21 protein-coding genes are annotated in these 16,634 nt (G+C 58.5%); 12 read left to right on the forward strand and 9 right to left on the reverse strand.

Annotated elements, in window-relative coordinates:
- The first annotated feature begins 18 nt into the window (after window positions 1–18).
- From gshB to ruvX, 3 genes are all read left to right on the forward strand, one after another.
- On the forward strand, window positions 19–966 hold the full coding sequence (gene gshB / locus B498_RS18835) for a glutathione synthase (protein ID WP_008499751.1): 948 nt from the start codon (window positions 19–21) through the stop codon (window positions 964–966).
- Window positions 967–1,048: 82 nt separating this feature from the next.
- On the forward strand, window positions 1,049–1,609 hold the full coding sequence (locus B498_RS18830; protein ID WP_008499752.1) for a YqgE/AlgH family protein: 561 nt from the start codon (window positions 1,049–1,051) through the stop codon (window positions 1,607–1,609).
- On the forward strand, window positions 1,609–2,025 hold the full coding sequence (gene ruvX, locus B498_RS18825; RefSeq protein ID WP_008499753.1) for a Holliday junction resolvase RuvX: 417 nt from the start codon (window positions 1,609–1,611) through the stop codon (window positions 2,023–2,025). The genes B498_RS18830 and ruvX overlap by 1 nt, the downstream gene beginning before the upstream one ends.
- A 10-nt stretch (window positions 2,026–2,035) precedes the next feature.
- Here ruvX and B498_RS18820 read toward each other — a convergent pair whose 3' ends face one another.
- On the reverse strand, window positions 2,036–3,016 hold the full coding sequence (locus B498_RS18820; protein ID WP_032622697.1) for a type IV pilus twitching motility protein PilT: 981 nt from the start codon (window positions 3,014–3,016) through the stop codon (window positions 2,036–2,038).
- 17 nt (window positions 3,017–3,033) lie between these two features.
- On the opposite strand from B498_RS18820, the gene B498_RS18815 reads away from it, so the two are divergent.
- Genes B498_RS18815 through hemW form a run of 5 tightly spaced genes read left to right on the forward strand, consistent with a single transcriptional unit; the run spans window position 3,034 to window position 6,354 of the window.
- A complete protein-coding gene (locus tag B498_RS18815) occupies window positions 3,034–3,735 on the forward strand; it encodes a YggS family pyridoxal phosphate-dependent enzyme (protein ID WP_008499756.1) in 702 nt (233 codons plus the stop codon).
- Between the two features lie 21 nt (window positions 3,736–3,756).
- Entirely contained in the window at window positions 3,757–4,323 is a 567-nt protein-coding gene (locus B498_RS18810; RefSeq protein ID WP_008499757.1) for a YggT family protein, read from the forward strand.
- Complete coding sequence (gene yggU / locus B498_RS18805; protein WP_008499758.1) at window positions 4,320–4,616, forward strand: DUF167 family protein YggU; 297 nt, start codon at window positions 4,320–4,322, stop codon at window positions 4,614–4,616. The genes B498_RS18810 and yggU overlap by 4 nt, the downstream gene beginning before the upstream one ends.
- A 3-nt stretch (window positions 4,617–4,619) precedes the next feature.
- The gene (locus tag B498_RS18800; protein WP_008499759.1) at window positions 4,620–5,213 is read left to right on the forward strand and encodes an XTP/dITP diphosphatase; all 594 of its coding nucleotides are present in this window, start codon (window positions 4,620–4,622) and stop codon (window positions 5,211–5,213) included.
- Window positions 5,206–6,354 carry a radical SAM family heme chaperone HemW gene (hemW, locus tag B498_RS18795; protein ID WP_008499760.1) on the forward strand — a complete coding sequence of 383 codons (1,149 nt, stop codon included), beginning with the start codon at window positions 5,206–5,208 and terminating at the stop codon, window positions 6,352–6,354. Before B498_RS18800 ends, hemW begins: the two co-directional genes overlap by 8 nt.
- A 190-nt stretch (window positions 6,355–6,544) precedes the next feature.
- Here the strand turns inward: hemW and B498_RS18790 are convergent, their stop codons facing one another.
- Genes B498_RS18790 through trmB form a run of 3 tightly spaced genes read right to left on the reverse strand, consistent with a single transcriptional unit; the run spans window position 6,545 to window position 8,363 of the window.
- Complete coding sequence (locus tag B498_RS18790; RefSeq protein ID WP_008499762.1) at window positions 6,545–7,261, reverse strand: DUF2884 domain-containing protein; 717 nt, start codon at window positions 7,259–7,261, stop codon at window positions 6,545–6,547.
- A gap of 56 nt (window positions 7,262–7,317) precedes the next feature.
- Window positions 7,318–7,644, reverse strand: coding sequence for a YggL family protein (locus B498_RS18785; RefSeq protein WP_003862421.1), 327 nt, complete (start codon window positions 7,642–7,644; stop codon window positions 7,318–7,320).
- Entirely contained in the window at window positions 7,644–8,363 is a 720-nt protein-coding gene (gene trmB, locus B498_RS18780) for a tRNA (guanosine(46)-N7)-methyltransferase TrmB (protein ID WP_008499763.1), read from the reverse strand. Before trmB ends, B498_RS18785 begins: the two co-directional genes overlap by 1 nt.
- Window positions 8,364–8,507: 144 nt before the next feature.
- On the opposite strand from trmB, the gene mutY reads away from it, so the two are divergent.
- The 4 genes from mutY (at window position 8,508) to B498_RS18760 (ending at window position 12,535) form a co-directional block, all read left to right on the forward strand.
- Window positions 8,508–9,560: an A/G-specific adenine glycosylase gene (mutY, locus tag B498_RS18775; RefSeq protein WP_192812198.1), complete on the forward strand. Its 1,053-nt coding sequence runs from the start codon at window positions 8,508–8,510 to the stop codon at window positions 9,558–9,560.
- 26 nt (window positions 9,561–9,586) lie between these two features.
- The gene (locus B498_RS18770) at window positions 9,587–9,859 is read left to right on the forward strand and encodes an oxidative damage protection protein (RefSeq protein WP_008499765.1); all 273 of its coding nucleotides are present in this window, start codon (window positions 9,587–9,589) and stop codon (window positions 9,857–9,859) included.
- 124 nt (window positions 9,860–9,983) lie between these two features.
- The gene (gene mltC, locus B498_RS18765) at window positions 9,984–11,060 is read left to right on the forward strand and encodes a membrane-bound lytic murein transglycosylase MltC (protein WP_021242082.1); all 1,077 of its coding nucleotides are present in this window, start codon (window positions 9,984–9,986) and stop codon (window positions 11,058–11,060) included.
- Between the two features lie 218 nt (window positions 11,061–11,278).
- On the forward strand, window positions 11,279–12,535 hold the full coding sequence (locus B498_RS18760) for a nucleoside permease (RefSeq protein WP_008499767.1): 1,257 nt from the start codon (window positions 11,279–11,281) through the stop codon (window positions 12,533–12,535).
- Between the two features lie 79 nt (window positions 12,536–12,614).
- Here the strand turns inward: B498_RS18760 and citG are convergent, their stop codons facing one another.
- The 5 genes from citG to citD are packed head-to-tail and all read right to left on the reverse strand — an operon-like array spanning window position 12,615 to window position 16,631.
- On the reverse strand, window positions 12,615–13,418 hold the full coding sequence (gene citG / locus B498_RS18755; protein ID WP_008499769.1) for a triphosphoribosyl-dephospho-CoA synthase CitG: 804 nt from the start codon (window positions 13,416–13,418) through the stop codon (window positions 12,615–12,617).
- Window positions 13,396–13,935, reverse strand: a complete 540-nt coding sequence (gene citX, locus B498_RS18750) for a citrate lyase holo-[acyl-carrier protein] synthase (RefSeq protein WP_008499770.1) — start codon at window positions 13,933–13,935, stop codon at window positions 13,396–13,398. Before citX ends, citG begins: the two co-directional genes overlap by 23 nt.
- Window positions 13,932–15,455 carry a citrate lyase subunit alpha gene (citF, locus tag B498_RS18745; RefSeq protein ID WP_008499771.1) on the reverse strand — a complete coding sequence of 508 codons (1,524 nt, stop codon included), beginning with the start codon at window positions 15,453–15,455 and terminating at the stop codon, window positions 13,932–13,934. The genes citX and citF overlap by 4 nt, the downstream gene beginning before the upstream one ends.
- A gap of 10 nt (window positions 15,456–15,465) precedes the next feature.
- Window positions 15,466–16,341: a citrate (pro-3S)-lyase subunit beta gene (gene citE, locus B498_RS18740; protein WP_008499772.1), complete on the reverse strand. Its 876-nt coding sequence runs from the start codon at window positions 16,339–16,341 to the stop codon at window positions 15,466–15,468.
- Window positions 16,338–16,631, reverse strand: a complete 294-nt coding sequence (gene citD / locus B498_RS18735; RefSeq protein WP_008499773.1) for a citrate lyase acyl carrier protein — start codon at window positions 16,629–16,631, stop codon at window positions 16,338–16,340. Before citD ends, citE begins: the two co-directional genes overlap by 4 nt.
- Window positions 16,632–16,634 lie beyond the last annotated feature (3 nt).

Consider the following 16,634-nt stretch of genomic DNA (forward strand, 5'->3'; position numbering starts at 1 on the left):
GCATTATTGGAGAGAAAGATGATCAAGCTCGGCATCGTGATGGACCCCATCGCAAACATCAACATCAAGAAAGATTCCAGCTTCGCCATGCTGCTGGAAGCGCAGCGTCGCGGCTATGAACTCCACTATATGGAGATGAACGATCTTTACCTGATCAACGGTGAAGCCCGCGCCCGCACCCGCATCGTTAACGTCGAGCAGAACTACGACAAATGGTATGAGTTCGGCACCGAGCAGGACATTGCCCTGGCCGATCTCAACGTCATTCTGATGCGTAAAGATCCGCCGTTCGACACCGAGTATATCTACTGCACCTATATCCTTGAACGTGCAGAAGAGAAGGGAACGCTGATCGTCAACAAGCCGCAGAGCCTGCGCGACTGTAACGAGAAGCTCTACACCGCCTGGTTCTCTGACCTGACGCCGGAAACCCTGGTGACCCGCAGCAAGGCGCAGTTGAAGGCATTCTGGCAGAAGCACGGCGACATCATCATGAAGCCGCTGGACGGGATGGGCGGCGCGTCGATTTTCCGCGTGAAAGAAGGCGACCCGAACATTGGCGTGATTGCCGAAACCCTGACCGAACTGGGCACCCGTTACTGCATGGCACAGAACTATATTCCGGCAATCAAGGACGGCGACAAACGCGTGCTGGTGGTGGATGGCGAACCGGTCCCTTACTGCCTGGCGCGTATCCCGCAGGGTGGCGAAACCCGTGGTAACCTGGCGGCCGGTGGCCGGGGTGAACCGCGTCCGTTGACCGAAAGCGACTGGGAAATTGCCCGCCGCGTAGGCCCGACGCTGAAAGCCAAAGGCCTGATCTTCGTCGGACTGGATATCATCGGCGATCGTCTGACCGAAGTGAACGTCACCAGCCCGACCTGCATTCGTGAAATTGAAGCGGAATTCCCGGTCTCGATCACCGGAATGCTGATGGACGCCATCGAAAAACGCCTGCAGAAATAACCCACCAATGAGTGACAGCGCCCGGGTTTCTCCGCATACTGGTCGCTGTCGCTTTTTAAACCAGGAAACAGTACCTCTGACAATGAATTTACAGCATCACTTTCTTATTGCCATGCCTGCTCTCCAGGACCCGATTTTTCGCCGCGCCGTGGTTTATATTTGTGAATACAATGAAGACGGTGCGATGGGTATTATCATTAATAAACCGCTGGAAAATCTTCAGGTTGAAGGGATTCTGGACAAGCTGAAAATCCCGGCTGAAGCGCGACTGCCGGAGATCCGGCTTGATAAGCCCGTGATGCTGGGTGGACCTCTTGCAGAAGATCGCGGCTTTATCCTGCATACGCCGCCGGTGTTCTCTTCCAGTATTCGCATTTCGGATAACACCGTCATCACCACCTCGCGTGACGTGCTCGAAACGCTGGGCACCGCAGAGCAGCCTTCTGAAGTGCTGGTGGCGCTGGGCTATTCGTCGTGGGAAAAAGGCCAGCTTGAGCAGGAGATCCTCGATAACGCCTGGCTCACCGCCCCTGCGGACATGAATATCCTGTTTAAAACGCCGATAGCCGATCGCTGGCGCGACGCGGCGAAGTTGATTGGCATTGATATCCTGACCATGCCTGGCGTAGCGGGGCACGCCTGATGAGCGGAACGCTTCTGGCCTTCGATTTTGGCACCAAAAGCATTGGCGTCGCCGTGGGGCAGCGCATCACCGGTACCGCGCGTCCGCTTGCGGCCCTGAAGGCCAACGACGGTACGCCGGACTGGAATCTCATTGAGCGTCTGCTCAAAGAGTGGCAGCCGGATGACGTGATTGTCGGATTACCGCTCAACATGGACGGTACCGAACAGCCGCTGACCGCCCGGGCGCGTAAGTTCGCCAATAAAATCCATGGTCGCTTTGGCGTCTCCGTGAAGCTGCACGACGAGCGTCTCAGCACCGTCGAAGCGCGTGCGGGTCTGTTTGAACACGGTGGCTTCCGCGCGCTCAATAAAGGCAGCGTGGACTCCGCTTCTGCCGTCATCATCCTCGAAAGCTATTTCGAGCAGGGCTTTTAAGCACAGGGGCCTACAACCGCCCCTGCGACCGTCTCTCCGCCAGGCTTTGGTCAAAGTTCTGCATGCCTGCCTGCTGTCCGGTTTGAATAATGCCGGGCAGCTGCCACGTTTTTCCTTCTCGTATCAGATTCGCCGCCGCCGCGGTATTCACCAGCAGCTCATACAGCGCGACGCGCCCGTCCTGTAAGTCAGGAACCAGCTTCTGCGCCAGCACCGCCCGCAGGCTGCCGGCCAGCTGGTTACGCACCGGATCTTTCTCCTGCGCCGGGAACGTATCGACCAGCCGCTCAATCGCCTGCGATGCCCCGCGCGTATGCAGCGTCGCCAGCACCAGATGCCCGGTCTCCGCTGCCGTTAGCGCCAGGCGGATCGTTTCGCTGTCGCGCAACTCTCCCAGTAAAATCACGTCCGGATCCTGGCGTAAGGCACTGCGCAGCGCATCGGCAAATGACGGGCTGTGCTGGCCGATCTCCCGCTGCTGGATCAGGCAACGTGCGCTCTGATAGATAAACTCCACCGGATCTTCGAGCGTGAGAATATGGCCGTCAGTATGGTGGTTGAGAAAATCGACCATCGCCGCCAGCGTCGTAGATTTGCCGCTGCCGGTCGCCCCCGTCACCAGAATCAACCCGGACGCATTGGTTAACAGTTCCGGGATAACCCTCGGTGCGCCCAGCGAAGCGAGCTGCGGACAGGTACGCGGCAACAGCCGTAGCGTCACAGAGACTCCGTGCATCTGCTTAAAGGCACTGCCGCGCAGGCGCTGGCCTCCCGCCACCGTCGCGGCAAAATCCACCTGCCCGTTGGCCCACCATATCCCCTGCTGCTCATCGTTGAGCCACGCTTTTAACAACGCCCCGAGGTCCGGAGAAGGAAACGGTGCCGGTTCAAGGCGGCCCGTTCTGCGCCAGCGAGGTGGCGAATCACTGCACAGGTGTAGATCGGAGACGTTATGCTTTACACTAAGGGCCACAATTTCTTCCACATCTATAGACTACTCCTCGGAAAATGAACGACATTGCGCATAACCTGGCACAGGTCCGGGACAAAATCTCAGCCGCCGCAACGCGTTGCGGCCGGGCTTCAGAAGAAATTACGCTGCTTGCAGTCAGCAAAACCAAGCCTGCGAGCGCCATCGCAGAAGCCATTGACGCAGGCCAGCGGGCGTTTGGTGAAAACTACGTCCAGGAAGGCGTGGATAAAATTCGCTACTTCCAGGAACAGGGGAAGACGGATCTGCAGTGGCACTTTATCGGCCCACTGCAGTCGAACAAAAGCCGTCTGGTGGCGGAGCACTTCGACTGGTGCCATACCGTTGACCGTCTGCGCATTGCGACACGCCTGAACGACCAGCGTCCGGCAGAGATGCCAGCGCTTAACGTGCTGATTCAAATCAACATCAGCGATGAAAACAGCAAGTCCGGTATTGCGCTGAGCGAGCTGGATGCGCTGGCAGCCGAGGTGGCCGAACTGCCGCGCTTAAGCCTGCGTGGTTTGATGGCAATCCCGGCGCCTGAGTCAAGTTATGAAAGGCAGTTTGCCGTGGCACAGCAAATGGCTGTAGCATTTGAGGCGCTTAAAGCGCGCTATAACACGGTAGACACGCTTTCTCTGGGCATGTCGGATGATATGGAAGCCGCCATTGCGGCAGGCAGCACGATGGTGCGCATCGGCACGGCAATTTTCGGTGCGCGCGACTACTCAAAATAATAAGGAAACCTGAGGAACGCCATGAAGACGTTGACTTTCCTGCTCTCAACGGTCATTGAGCTGTACACGATGGCGCTTTTGCTGCGCGTCTGGATGCAGTGGGCCCGCTGTGATTTTTACAATCCGTTCTCGCAGTTTGTCGTGAAAATCACGCAGCCTGTTGTCGGACCGCTGCGCCGTATTATCCCGGCCATGGGGCCCATCGACAGTTCGTCTCTGCTGGTGGCGTTTATTCTGAGCGTTATCAAAGCGATTGTGCTGTTTATGGTCTTCACCTTCCAGCCGATCATCTGGATTGTCGCCGTCCTGATTTTGATCAAAACCATCGGTCTGCTGATCTTCTGGGTGCTGCTGGTCATGGCGATCATGAGTTGGGTGAGCCAGGGCCGTAGCCCGGTGGAGTACGCCTTGATTCAGCTGACCGAGCCGCTGCTGCGCCCGATCCGTAACCTGCTTCCGTCTATGGGCGGCATCGATTTTTCGCCGATGATCCTGGTTCTGCTGCTCTATGTGATCAACATGGGGGTCGCTGAACTGCTGCAGTCCACGGGCGATATGCTGCTGCCGGGGCTGTGGATGGCGCTATGAGTGCCGTAAGCACCTGCGCTGACGGGCTGGTTTTACGGCTGTATATTCAGCCGAAAGCCAGCCGTGACGGTATTGTTGGACTGCATGGCGACGAGTTAAAAGTCGCCATCACTGCCCCGCCGGTTGACGGCCAGGCGAACGCGCATCTGACCAAATATCTGGCAAAACAGTTTCGCGTCGCCAAAAGCCAGGTCATCATTGAAAAAGGCGAACTGGGGCGACATAAACAGGTAAAAATCCTTAATCCGCAATCTATCCCGACGGAAGTCGCGGCTCTGACAGAACAGGACTAAACCATGCAGAAAGTTGTTCTCGCGACCGGCAACGCCGGTAAAGTGCGCGAGCTGGCCTCGCTATTAAATGATTTTGGTCTGGACGTGGTCGCCCAGACCGATCTTGGCGTGGATTCCGCCGAAGAGACGGGGCTGACGTTTATCGAAAACGCGATCCTCAAAGCACGCCACGCTGCGCAGGTAACTGGCCTCCCCGCGATTGCCGACGACTCCGGCCTGGCCGTAGACGCCCTCGGCGGCGCGCCGGGGATCTACTCTGCCCGCTATTCCGGCGTTGACGCTACCGACCAGCAGAATCTGGAAAAGCTGCTTGTCGCCCTGAAAGACGTCCCGGACGAACAGCGCACCGCGCAGTTCCACTGCGTGCTGGTCTATCTGCGTCACGCGGAAGACCCGACGCCGATCGTCTGCCACGGCAGCTGGCCGGGCGTGATTACCCGTGAAGCAGCGGGCAACGGCGGCTTTGGTTACGACCCGATTTTCTTTGTCCCTTCCGAGGGCAAAACCGCTGCGGAACTGACCCGCGAAGAAAAAAGCGCGATATCCCACCGCGGACGCGCGCTGAAACTGTTACTGGAAGCACTGCGTAATGGCTAATTTGCCACCTCTGAGTCTTTATATTCACATCCCGTGGTGCGTGCAAAAATGCCCGTACTGTGATTTCAACTCGCACGCGCTGAAGGGCGAAGTGCCGCACGATGACTACGTTGCGCATCTGCTGGCCGACCTGGATGCCGATGTACCTTACGCACAGGGACGTGAAGTTAAGACCATTTTCATTGGTGGCGGTACGCCGAGCCTGCTGTCAGGCCCGGCGATGCAAACGCTGCTGGACGGCGTGCGTGCGCGCCTGAACCTGGCAGCGGATGCTGAAATTACGATGGAAGCCAACCCCGGCACCGTTGAGGCCGACCGTTTTGTCGACTACCAGCGCGCGGGCGTGAACCGCATCTCCATCGGCGTGCAGAGCTTTAGCGAGCCGAAGCTGAAGCGCCTGGGGCGTATTCACGGCCCGGAAGAGGCGAAACGCGCGGCAAACCTGGCGACCGGTCTTAATCTTCGCAGCTTTAACCTGGATCTGATGCACGGCCTGCCGGATCAGTCTCTGGAAGAGGCGCTGGACGATTTGCGCCAGGCCATTGCGCTGAATCCCCCTCATCTGTCGTGGTACCAGCTCACCATCGAGCCCAACACCCTGTTTGGCTCGCGTCCGCCGGTGCTGCCGGATGACGACGCGCTGTGGGATATCTTCGAGCAGGGTCACCAGCTGTTAACCGCGGCGGGCTATCAGCAGTACGAAACGTCGGCATATGCAAAGCCGGGCTACCAGTGTCAGCACAACCTGAACTACTGGCGCTTTGGCGACTATCTCGGCATCGGCTGCGGCGCACACGGCAAGGTGACCTTCCCGGACGGGCGTATTCTGCGTACTGCCAAAACCCGCCACCCTCGCGGGTATATGGAAGGCCGCTACCTGGAGCGTCAGCACGACGTCGAGGCGGCGGATAAGCCGTTTGAGTTCTTTATGAACCGCTTCCGTCTGCTGGAAGCCGCGCCGCGCGCTGAGTTTGCGCTGTACACCGGGCTGCCGGAGTCGGTGATTCGCCCGCAGATCGACGAAGCGCTGGCGCAGGGGTATCTCACGGAATGTGAGGAATACTGGCAGATCACCGAGCACGGCAAACTGTTCCTCAATTCCCTTCTTGAGCTGTTCCTCGCCGAAGAAGCTGAAGGCTGATTCAGGATTTTGCATCCCGTTCTGCCGGCTGAGGGAAAGGCTGGCAGAGTGTGGGGATGATCGACCTGAAGAAACAGTCGATCACCATGGGTAAAGGATGTTAAAAAGTGTTCACCATGTCCCCGAACACCTGTCTACCATGTCCCCGGACCGTACACCCTAAAAGGGAGAGGGTTAGGGTTAGGGGACCTTACTTCAGCGTCCCCACCAGCGCCTTCCGGCTGTCTTCCAGCGACACCACGCGTTTACACACGTCTTTGCCGAACTGCTGGAAATCATCTTCCTGGTTTTTCCACTCATTCTGAATGGAGGTTTGCAGGCCGCCCAGACTGCCCAGCACGCCCTGCAGCGGGTTACCGCCGCCTTTCAGCACCGCTTTGGCGCCCATCTCGTTGATGCTGTCCTGCAGGATGCCGCCCATCGCCTGGTTCACCAGCTGCTGCCCGTCAGCACGGACCTGATCGATCGCCTTGTAGTGGAACGTCAGGCCGTCGGAGCGCGTCTCGATAATGCGGTTCATCTGTTCTTTAAGCTGCTTGTCCAGCTTCGTCAGGCGGGTGCGCATGTTACTGCTCTCACCCACCTCTTTGGTGATGATCTTATCCAGCGCCACGCGGCTCTTTTCGACGCGCGTCAGGGCACCTTCATTAATCCACGGCAGCGCGGTACGCAATTCGGACTGGTAGTCTTTCGCCTGCTCGCGCTGTGCGGCAGTCAGGTTGTACTGTTTGCCGTTATAGGTGACGTTCCCTTCTGGCGTAATTACCAGATTGCCGTTCTCGCCTTTGACCTGCACGGTTTGCGGGCTTAACACCACGTCATCACGCGGGGTGACGCTACATTGATAATCCGCATGGGCGGTGAATCCGGTTGCCATCAAAGCAACAGCCAGCAACGTTTTGCGCATCTTAAACACTCCCTCAGACAAAACGGGCCAGCTAATGCTGGCCCTTGACTGCTTTATTAGTCCCACCAAACGTCGAAAAGTTCGCTGACGCGGACATCTTCGAGCTTGTGATCTTCAAGCCATTTACGGACCAGGGCCTGATGTTCTTCGGTGCATTTACCCACTTCCTGGGTGCAGATCAGACCTTCCCAGGCCAGATAGCCGCTACCGTCGAAGGCCAGTTTGTTTGGCTCGATCACCTCGTTGATGAACGCATCCACGTCCTGATCGATCTGCTCAACGCTGGTGCCTTCCGGGAAACGCCACGCAACGGAGAAGCCAACTTCCTGGAATTCTTCGATGTGCATCTTTTTACGCAGACGACGGCTACGATTCTTTGCCATTATTTCACCCTCTCGAACATTAAGTCCCATACACCGTGACCAAGACGATGGCCACGCTGTTCAAATTTCGTTACCGGACGCGATTCCGGACGCGGTACATAGTCGTTATTCGCAGACTGGTTTTTATAACCGTCGAGCGACGACATCACTTCCAGCATATGTTCCGCATACGGTTCCCAGTCGGTTGCCATATGGAAGACACCGCCCAGCTTCAGCTTGCTTTTAACCAGCTCGGCAAACGGCGCCTGAACGATACGGCGTTTATTATGACGCGCTTTGTGCCACGGGTCAGGGAAAAAGAGCTGAACCATGGTTAAAGAATTGTCAGGAATCATTTTGTGCAGCACTTCCACCGCGTCGTGACACATCACGCGCAGGTTCTCAACGCCCTCTTCATGGGCCGTTGCCAGACACGCACCGACGCCCGGGGAGTGGACTTCGATACCGAGGAAGTTCTGCTCCGGGCGCGCTTTCGCCATGGTCACCAGCGAGGCGCCCATACCGAAGCCAATTTCCAGCGTGACCGGCGCGTCGCGGCCAAACAGCTCGGCAAAATCCAGAGGCTGCTCGCTGAACTCAACGCCCATCACCGGCCAGTAGTTGTCCAGCGCGTGTTGCTGACCTTTTGTCAGGCGGCCCTGACGACGGACAAAGCTGCGAATACGGCGCAGCGGGCGACCGTTTTCATCAAATTCCGGTGAAATGACGTCGTTTTTCATAAAAGAGTTGTCTGCTTGTGAGAATGTTCGGGAAACGGGCATTATCCAAAGTTAAGGCTTCTATGCAAGCATGGGAAAGATCCGGTTTACAGCAGATTGACGCTGTGCTGCAATCTGCGTCCCTGATTATGCGAATCGATGACCATGCAAGCCTCTCAATTTTCAGCCCAGGTGCTGGACTGGTACGACAAATACGGGCGTAAAACCCTGCCCTGGCAAATTGAAAAAACGCCTTACAAAGTATGGCTCTCCGAGGTGATGTTGCAACAAACGCAGGTCGCCACGGTAATCCCTTACTTCGAGCGTTTTATGGCGCGCTTCCCGACGGTCACCGATCTGGCGAACGCCCCGCTTGACGAGGTGCTGCACCTGTGGACCGGGCTGGGCTATTACGCCCGCGCGCGCAACCTGCACAAGGCCGCACAGCAGGTCGCGACGCGCCACAACGGGAAATTCCCGGAAACCTTCGATGAGGTGGCCGATCTCCCCGGCGTGGGACGCTCAACCGCAGGCGCTATTCTCTCCCTGTCTTTAGGCAAGCATTTCCCGATCCTCGACGGCAATGTGAAGCGCGTGCTGGCACGCTGCTATGCCGTTGACGGCTGGCCGGGGAAGAAGGATGTTGAAAAACGCCTTTGGGAAATCAGTGAAGCGGTTACCCCAGCCAACGGCGTCGAGCGTTTCAACCAGGCGATGATGGATCTCGGCGCCATGGTCTGCACGCGCTCAAAACCCAAATGCGAACTCTGCCCGGTGAATAACCTCTGCGTGGCGTATGCCAATCATTCCTGGGCGCAGTATCCGGGCAAGAAACCCAAACAGACGCTGCCGGAGCGCACCGGCTATATGCTGCTGATGCAGCACGGCGATGAGGTCTTCCTCGCCCAGCGTCCGCCGAGCGGTCTGTGGGGTGGTCTATACTGCTTCCCACAGTTTGAAGATGAAGACTTGCTGCGTGAATGGCTTAAACAGCGCGGGATTGCTGCCGATAACCTGACGCAGCAGACCGCGTTTCGCCACACCTTCAGCCATTTCCATCTGGATATTGTGCCGATGTGGCTTCCCGTGTCCTCCTTCGCCTCGTGCATGGATGAAGGCACCGCTCTCTGGTATAACTTAGCGCAACCGCCATCAGTCGGACTGGCGGCTCCCGTGGAGCGCCTGTTACAGCAATTACGTGCCGGTGCAATGGTTTAGCATCGACAAGAAAAAGAGGAATGAGTATGGCCAGAACGATTTTTTGTACTTTCCTGCAGCGTGACGCTGAGGGCCAGGATTTCCAGCTTTATCCGGGCGAGCTGGGTAAACGCATCTACAATGAAATCTCCAAAGAAGCCTGGGGACAGTGGCAGAAAAAGCAGACCATGCTGATTAACGAGAAGAAACTCAGCATGATGAACCCGGAACACCGCAAGCTGCTGGAGCAGGAGATGGTGAGCTTCCTGTTCGAAGGTAAAGACGTGCACATCGAAGGCTATACGCCACCGGAAAAATAACATCGAGCGGCTGTTGCCCGGCGGCGCTTCGCTTGCACGGGCCTACGGTTTTGTAGGCCGGGTAAGCGCAGCGCCACCCGGCGAAAGCAACGACTAAGCAAACACAACACGCACTCCCGGAATGATGAAAAAACTTTTAGCGCTAGCCCTTGTTGCGCCGTTGCTTGTCTCATGTTCGTCAAAAAAAGGCGATGATTACAACGAAGCCTGGATCAAGGACACCAACGGTTTTGACATTTTGATGGGGCAGTTTGCCCACAACATCGAGAACATATGGGGATTTAACGAAGTTCTTATTGCCGGACCTAAGGACTACGTTAAGTACACCGACGCCTATCTGACCCGTAGCCACATCAACTTTGATGAGGGGACGATCACGATTGAGACCATCGCAGGCACAGACCCTGCGGCTCGACTCCGTCAGGCCATTATCAAAACCCTGCTGATGGGTGACGATCCGGGCTCTATCGATCTCTACTCCGATGCCGACGATATCACCATCTCGAAAGAGCCGTTCCTGTACGGTCAGGTCGTCGATCAGACCGGCCAGCCGATCCGCTGGGAAGGTCGCGCCACGAAATTTGCCGACTACCTGCTGCAAACGCGCCTGAAGAGCCGGTCGAACGGTCTGAAGATCATCTATAGCGTCACCATCAACCTCGTCCCGAACCACCTCGACAAGCGTGCGCATAAGTATCTGGGCATGGTGCGTCAGGCCTCGCGTAAATACGGCGTGGATGAGTCGCTGATCCTGGCGATTATGCAGACCGAATCCTCGTTTAACCCGTATGCGGTAAGCCGTTCCGACGCCCTGGGGCTGATGCAGGTGGTGCAGCACAGCGCCGGTAAAGACGTGTTCCGCGCGCAGGGGAAATCCGGCACGCCGAGCCGCAGCTATCTGTTCGACCCGCAGAGCAACATTGATACCGGCACGGCCTATCTGGCGATGCTGAACAATGTCTACCTCGGCGGCATCGACAACCCGACGTCGCGTCGCTATGCGGTGATCACCGCCTATAACGGCGGCGCGGGCAGCGTGCTGCGCGTCTTCTCAAATGACAAAGTGCAGGCCGCGAACATCATCAACAGCATGGCGCCGGGGGATGTCTACGCCACCCTGACCACCCGCCACCCGTCCGCGGAATCCCGTCGTTATCTGTATAAGGTGAATACGGCGCAGAAGAACTACCGTCGCCGGTGATCCGCACACCTTCTCCTGCAAGGAGAAGGTGTTCTGCTTCCCCCCACCCATACGAAAATGTTATTTGCATCACAATCCAAACTGCAAATTAATGTGGATTGCATTTTTTTGCGGGAGGTAACAAAACATATCGTTGCCAACTGATAGAATTGCATCAAATAACAACCCTGAATGTTTCTATAACAACATATCTCCCGCTCACTTGTGAGGAAAGTAACATGAACCTTAAGCTGCAGCTTAAAATATTGTCGTTTCTGCAGTTCTGCCTGTGGGGTAGCTGGCTGACTACACTCGGCTCCTATATGTTTGTGACGCTCAAGTTCGATGGTGCGTCAATCGGTGCCGTCTACAGCTCGCTCGGTATTGCGGCTGTCTTCATGCCAACGCTGCTGGGGATCGTGGCGGATAAATGGTTAAGCGCCAAATGGCTGTACATGCTTTGCCACCTGGTGGGCGCGGGGACGCTGTTTATGGCAGCCCAGGTGACCACGCCGGGGGCGATGTTCATGGTGATTCTGCTCAACTCGCTGGCCTATATGCCAACGCTTGGGCTGATCAACACCATCTCCTACTACCGCCTGAAGTCCGCGGATATGGATATCGTCACCGATTTCCCGCCAATCCGTATCTGGGGCACCATCGGCTTTATCATGGCGATGTGGGGCGTGAGCTTTGCGGGCTTCGAACTGAGCCATATGCAGCTCTATATCGGTGCGGCGCTCTCCGTGCTGCTGGCGATCTTCACCCTGACGCTGCCAACCATTCCGGTGTCTAACCAGCAGAAAAACCAGAGCTGGAGCACCATGCTCGGCCTGGATGCCTTCGCGCTGTTCAAAAACAAACGCATGGCGATCTTCTTCATCTTCTCCATGCTGCTGGGCGCGGAGCTGCAGATCACCAACATGTTCGGCAACACCTTCCTGCACAGCTTCGATAACAACCCGCTGTTCTCCGGCAGCTTTATCGTTGAGCATGCATCGGTGATGATGTCCATCTCTCAGATCTCTGAGACGCTGTTCATCCTGACCATCCCGTTCTTCCTGAGCCGCTACGGCATCAAGAACGTCATGCTGATCAGTATCGCGGCGTGGATGCTGCGCTTCGGTCTGTTCGCCTACGGCGACCCAAGCCCGTTCGGCACGGTGCTGCTGGTGCTATCGATGATTGTTTACGGCTGCGCCTTCGACTTCTTCAACATCTCCGGCTCGGTGTTTGTGGAAAAAGAGGTTAAACCTGAAATCCGCGCCAGCGCGCAGGGTATGTTCCTGATGATGACCAACGGCTTCGGCTGTATTCTGGGCGGCGTGGTGAGCGGTAAAGTGGTTGAGATGTACACCACCAACGGCATCACCAACTGGCAGCCGGTGTGGCTGATCTTCGCGGCGTACTCGCTGGTGCTGTTCTTCGCGTTCATCGCGCTGTTCAAGTACAAGCACGTGCGTGAACCGCACGGTGCGCAGCCGATCGCGCATTGATTGTTGTGCCCGGTGGCGCTGCGCTTACCGGGCCTACAAAACCAGACCGTAGGCCGGGTAAGGCGAAGCCGCCACCCGGCTATTTTATTGCAGAGAGCACCCACCCCACCGACAGCAAATCCGCGCTGCCGCCCGGGCTCAGGTTCAGTTCAATCAGTGCGTTATCCATTCTGATCAACGCCTCGCGGTCCCAGCCGTTATCCAGCAGTTCCCGCGCGTAGCCCTGAACGTAGCGCAGTCCTTCCATGCCGCCGCGCGACACGAGATTACTGTCCTGATTGACCGCCATCAGGCGTAACAGCAGGCCGTGAAGCGACTGTCCGTTCCACGAATCTAAAGCCTTACGCACCGTCGCAAAGCCGCTCTCCGCCTCACCGCGCGCGCCGGTTAAGCCGTACTGCTTAAACTGCCGCTCGCCCGCCGTCGCCTGTCCGCTGCGTGCGGCCAGCTCCCGCGACACCAGCCCGCGGCAGATGTTACTCACCTCACAGCAGAGGCTCTCTGCGGAGACATTTTTCACACGCCCGGCGGCGAAGCACAGTAACCCCAGGGCAAAAATGCCGCCCTTGTGGGTGTTCACTCCGTTCGTCGCGGCATACATCGCCTGCTCGCAGGCCAGCCCCATCGGGCGGAGAAGTCGTAGCTGTTCCCCAGCCGGTTTATCCGCATGCGCGCTGCCCAGCTCGGCAAAGCGCGAAAACCACGGCGTAATCGCCGCAATGCTGCGGACAAACAGCGCGTGGTCCATATCGCGATGGGAACCGTTGTTGAGCCTGTCCACCAGCCCCGGCTTGGGCGTCAGCTCCAGCTCCTGCCACAGCGCCGCTTCGGCAAGCGCGGGCACGTCAGCCGGGCGCGGTTTAGTCGCGAGCAAACCAGTCATCGATCGTCTTCTCCACGCGGGAAACCACCTGCTCAACGGGGTGATTGCGCGAACGGGAACAGGCGTGGGCGGGCGCGTCGCAGATCAGGCAGCGCCTGAGATTCCCCCCCAGCGACTGACGCCCGACGTGGCCGTGCTGAGGGCAAATCACGTCCAGATCCCACAGCCTGCCGAGCGGGTGCGTCTGCTCCAGTTCTGCACAGTGCGCCTTAATTTCCACCGCCGGATGGGCCACGCACCACAGGGCTTCGGGCCCGGTCGGGAGCCACAGCACCTGGCGGTCCAGCACCTGCCAGCGGTTTTCCCACAGCAGCTGGTCGCACATCTGCAGCGCCACGCCCATGGTATTGCGGTAGCGCAGGCTGTCCTTGATTTCCCCCGGCATGACCAGCGTGAGGGAGATCACCGGTTGTTGATAGTGCTCAAGCATGTCAGCCTGGCGCGCTGCGCGGCGCTCTTTCGCCGCCAGCAGTTCGTCAAGGCTGACACCCGCCCGCACGGGTGTCGCTAAAGTCATACGTCCTCCTTCACCTGTCGCACGGTGTCGATCACGCTGCCGTCGCGGTAGCGGATCACCCCGACGATTTTGTCGGTGAACTCAATCGGTTTCGGGACGCCGGTCAGGGAGATCGCCCGTTCATACAGCGCGTTGATATCCACAACCTTCAGCCCGGCTTCCAGCAGCCGCTCGCGGATTTCGGGGCGCGCCGGGTTGACCGCGATGCCGTGATCGGTAACCAGGACATCGATGCTCTCCCCCGGCGTAAGGCGCGTGGTAACGCGCTTCACCACCGTCGGAATGCGGCTGCGTAGCAGCGGCGCGACCACAATGGTCAGGTTCGCCGCGGCGGCCACGTCGCAGTGCCCGCCGGACGCGCCGCGCATCACGCCGTCGGAGCCGGTGATGACGTTGACGTTGAACTCGACGTCGATCTCCAGGGCGCTGAGGATCACCACGTCGAGCTGGTCGCAGCTTGCCGCCTTGCTGCCGGGGTTGGCGTAGACGTTGGTGGAGATCTCCACGTGGTTCGGGTTACGCGCCAGCGAGGCCGCCGCCTGACCGTCAAAGCACTGGGTATCGAGCAGCTTTTCGATGAGCCCCTTCTCGTGCAGATCCACCAGGCTGCCGGTGATGCCGCCGAGCGCAAAGCGCGCCTTCACGCCGCTGCGCTCCATCTTCTCTTCCATAAAGCGGGTGCAGGCGGTGGCCGCCGCGCCGGAGCCGGTCTGCATCGAGAAGCCCGGTTTGAAGTAGCCGGAGTGTTCAATCACGTCCGCCGCATAGCGGGCGATCATCAGCTCGCGCGGGTTGCTGGTGACGCGCGCCGCGCCGACGCTGATTTTCGCCGGGTCGCCCACGCTCTCGACCTGCACGATGTAGTCCACCTGGTCCTGCACCAGGCTGGCAGGCATATTGGGGAACGGCACCAGCTCTTCGGTCAGCAGCACCACCCTGTGGGCAAAGTGCGCGTCCACCATGGCGTAGCCCAGCGAGCCGCAGCACGATTTTCCGTGCGTCCCGTTGGCGTTGCCAAACGCATCGCTGCACGGCACGCCGAGAAACGCCACGTCGATATTCAGCTCGCCGTCCTGGAGCAGCTTCACGCGCCCGCCGTGGGAGTGAATTTGCACCGGCTCGTCCATCAGCCCGTGGGAGATGGCATCCGCCAGCCTGCCGCGCATGCCCGAGGTGTAAATCCGGGTGATGACGCCGCTTTCGATATGCTCGATCAGCGCGTCGTTGCAGGTCATCAGCGAGCTGGAGGCCAGCGTCAGGTTTTTGAAGCCCATCCGCGCCAGCAGCGCCACGACGGTGTTGATCACCCGGTCGCCTTCGCGAAACGCATGGTGGAAGGAGATGGTCATCCCGTCCTGCAGGCCGCAGCGTTTAACCGCCTCTTCAATGGAGGCGCAGAGCTTGCGGCTGTGCTTCGCGTCGCTGTCCGCCAGCCACGGCGTGGCGCTGTGGGCGGTATCAAACGGTTTTAAGTCCCGCAGATGGGGAAAATTCACGTGAAGAAGTTCAGTCTGATTCATTGTCTTATCCTTACCGACGCAGGCCGGAGGCCGCCGCGCGCTCCAGCACCACCTGCGCGTGGTTAATAATCGGTGCATCCACCATTTTGCCGTTGAGCGACACCACGCCCAGGCCGTTACGCTCGCCCTCTTCTGCCGCCTCAATCACCCTTCTGGCGTGATCCACCTCTTCCTGCGTCGGGGCGTAGGCGTTGTGCAGCAGGTCAATCTGGCGCGGGTTAATCAGCGATTTGCCGTTGAAGCCCATCTTGCGGATCAGATCGACCTCGCGCAGGAACCCGGCCTCGTCGTTAACGTCTGACCACACCACGTCGAAGGCGTCGATACCCGCCGCGCGGGCGGCGTGCAGCACGGCACAGCGGGCGTAGAACAGCTCGGTGCCGTCGCCGCGCTCGGTCTGCATATCCATCACGTAGTCAAAGGCGGCCAGCGCAATGCCGATGAGGCGCGGAGAGCTGCGGGCAATCGCCACGGCGTTGATGACGCCAATGGCCGATTCAATCGCCGCCATCACGCGGGTGGAGCCGACCTCGCGGCCGCACGCCTGCTCGATGCGCTCGAGGTGACCCTCCAGCTCGTAAATGTCGTCCGGGGTATCGGTTTTCGGCAGACGGATCACATCCACGCCGGCCCGCACGGCGGCTTCCAGATCCAGCAGACCAAACGGCGTGCTCAGCGGGTTAATGCGCACCACGGTTTCGATATCCTGATACATCGGGTGCTGCAACGCGTGGAACACCAGCATGCGCGCCGTATCCTTCTCGCGCAGGGCAACGGCGTCCTCAAGGTCAAACATGATGGCGTCGGGACGGTAGATAAAGGCGGTGGAGAGCATGGCGGCGTTAGCACCCGGCAGGAACAGCATACTGCGGCGGAGTTTGCTCATTTCAGCGCTCCCCAGTTGATGGCCTGTTCATCGGCGGCACGCATCAGCGCGCTTTGCAGGCGGGCGCGGATCACACAGTCCAGCGCCCCTTTGTCTTCAATAATGATTAATCCCTGGTGCACGTTCATGGCGCGCAATGTGTCGTTGACCACCTGGCGAATCTGCTCGCCAAACTGCTTAATCACTTCGCTGTGGATGACGATCTCCAGCTCGCCGTGAGCGGGAGCAATTTTCACCATCAGGTCGCTGGACTCCTGCGTTCCGGCCAGCGCCTCCCTTACAATTTTCATGAT

This window comes from Enterobacter sp. SST3, assembly GCF_000286655.1.
In the GTDB taxonomy this organism is placed as follows: domain Bacteria; phylum Pseudomonadota; class Gammaproteobacteria; order Enterobacterales; family Enterobacteriaceae; genus Enterobacter; species Enterobacter roggenkampii.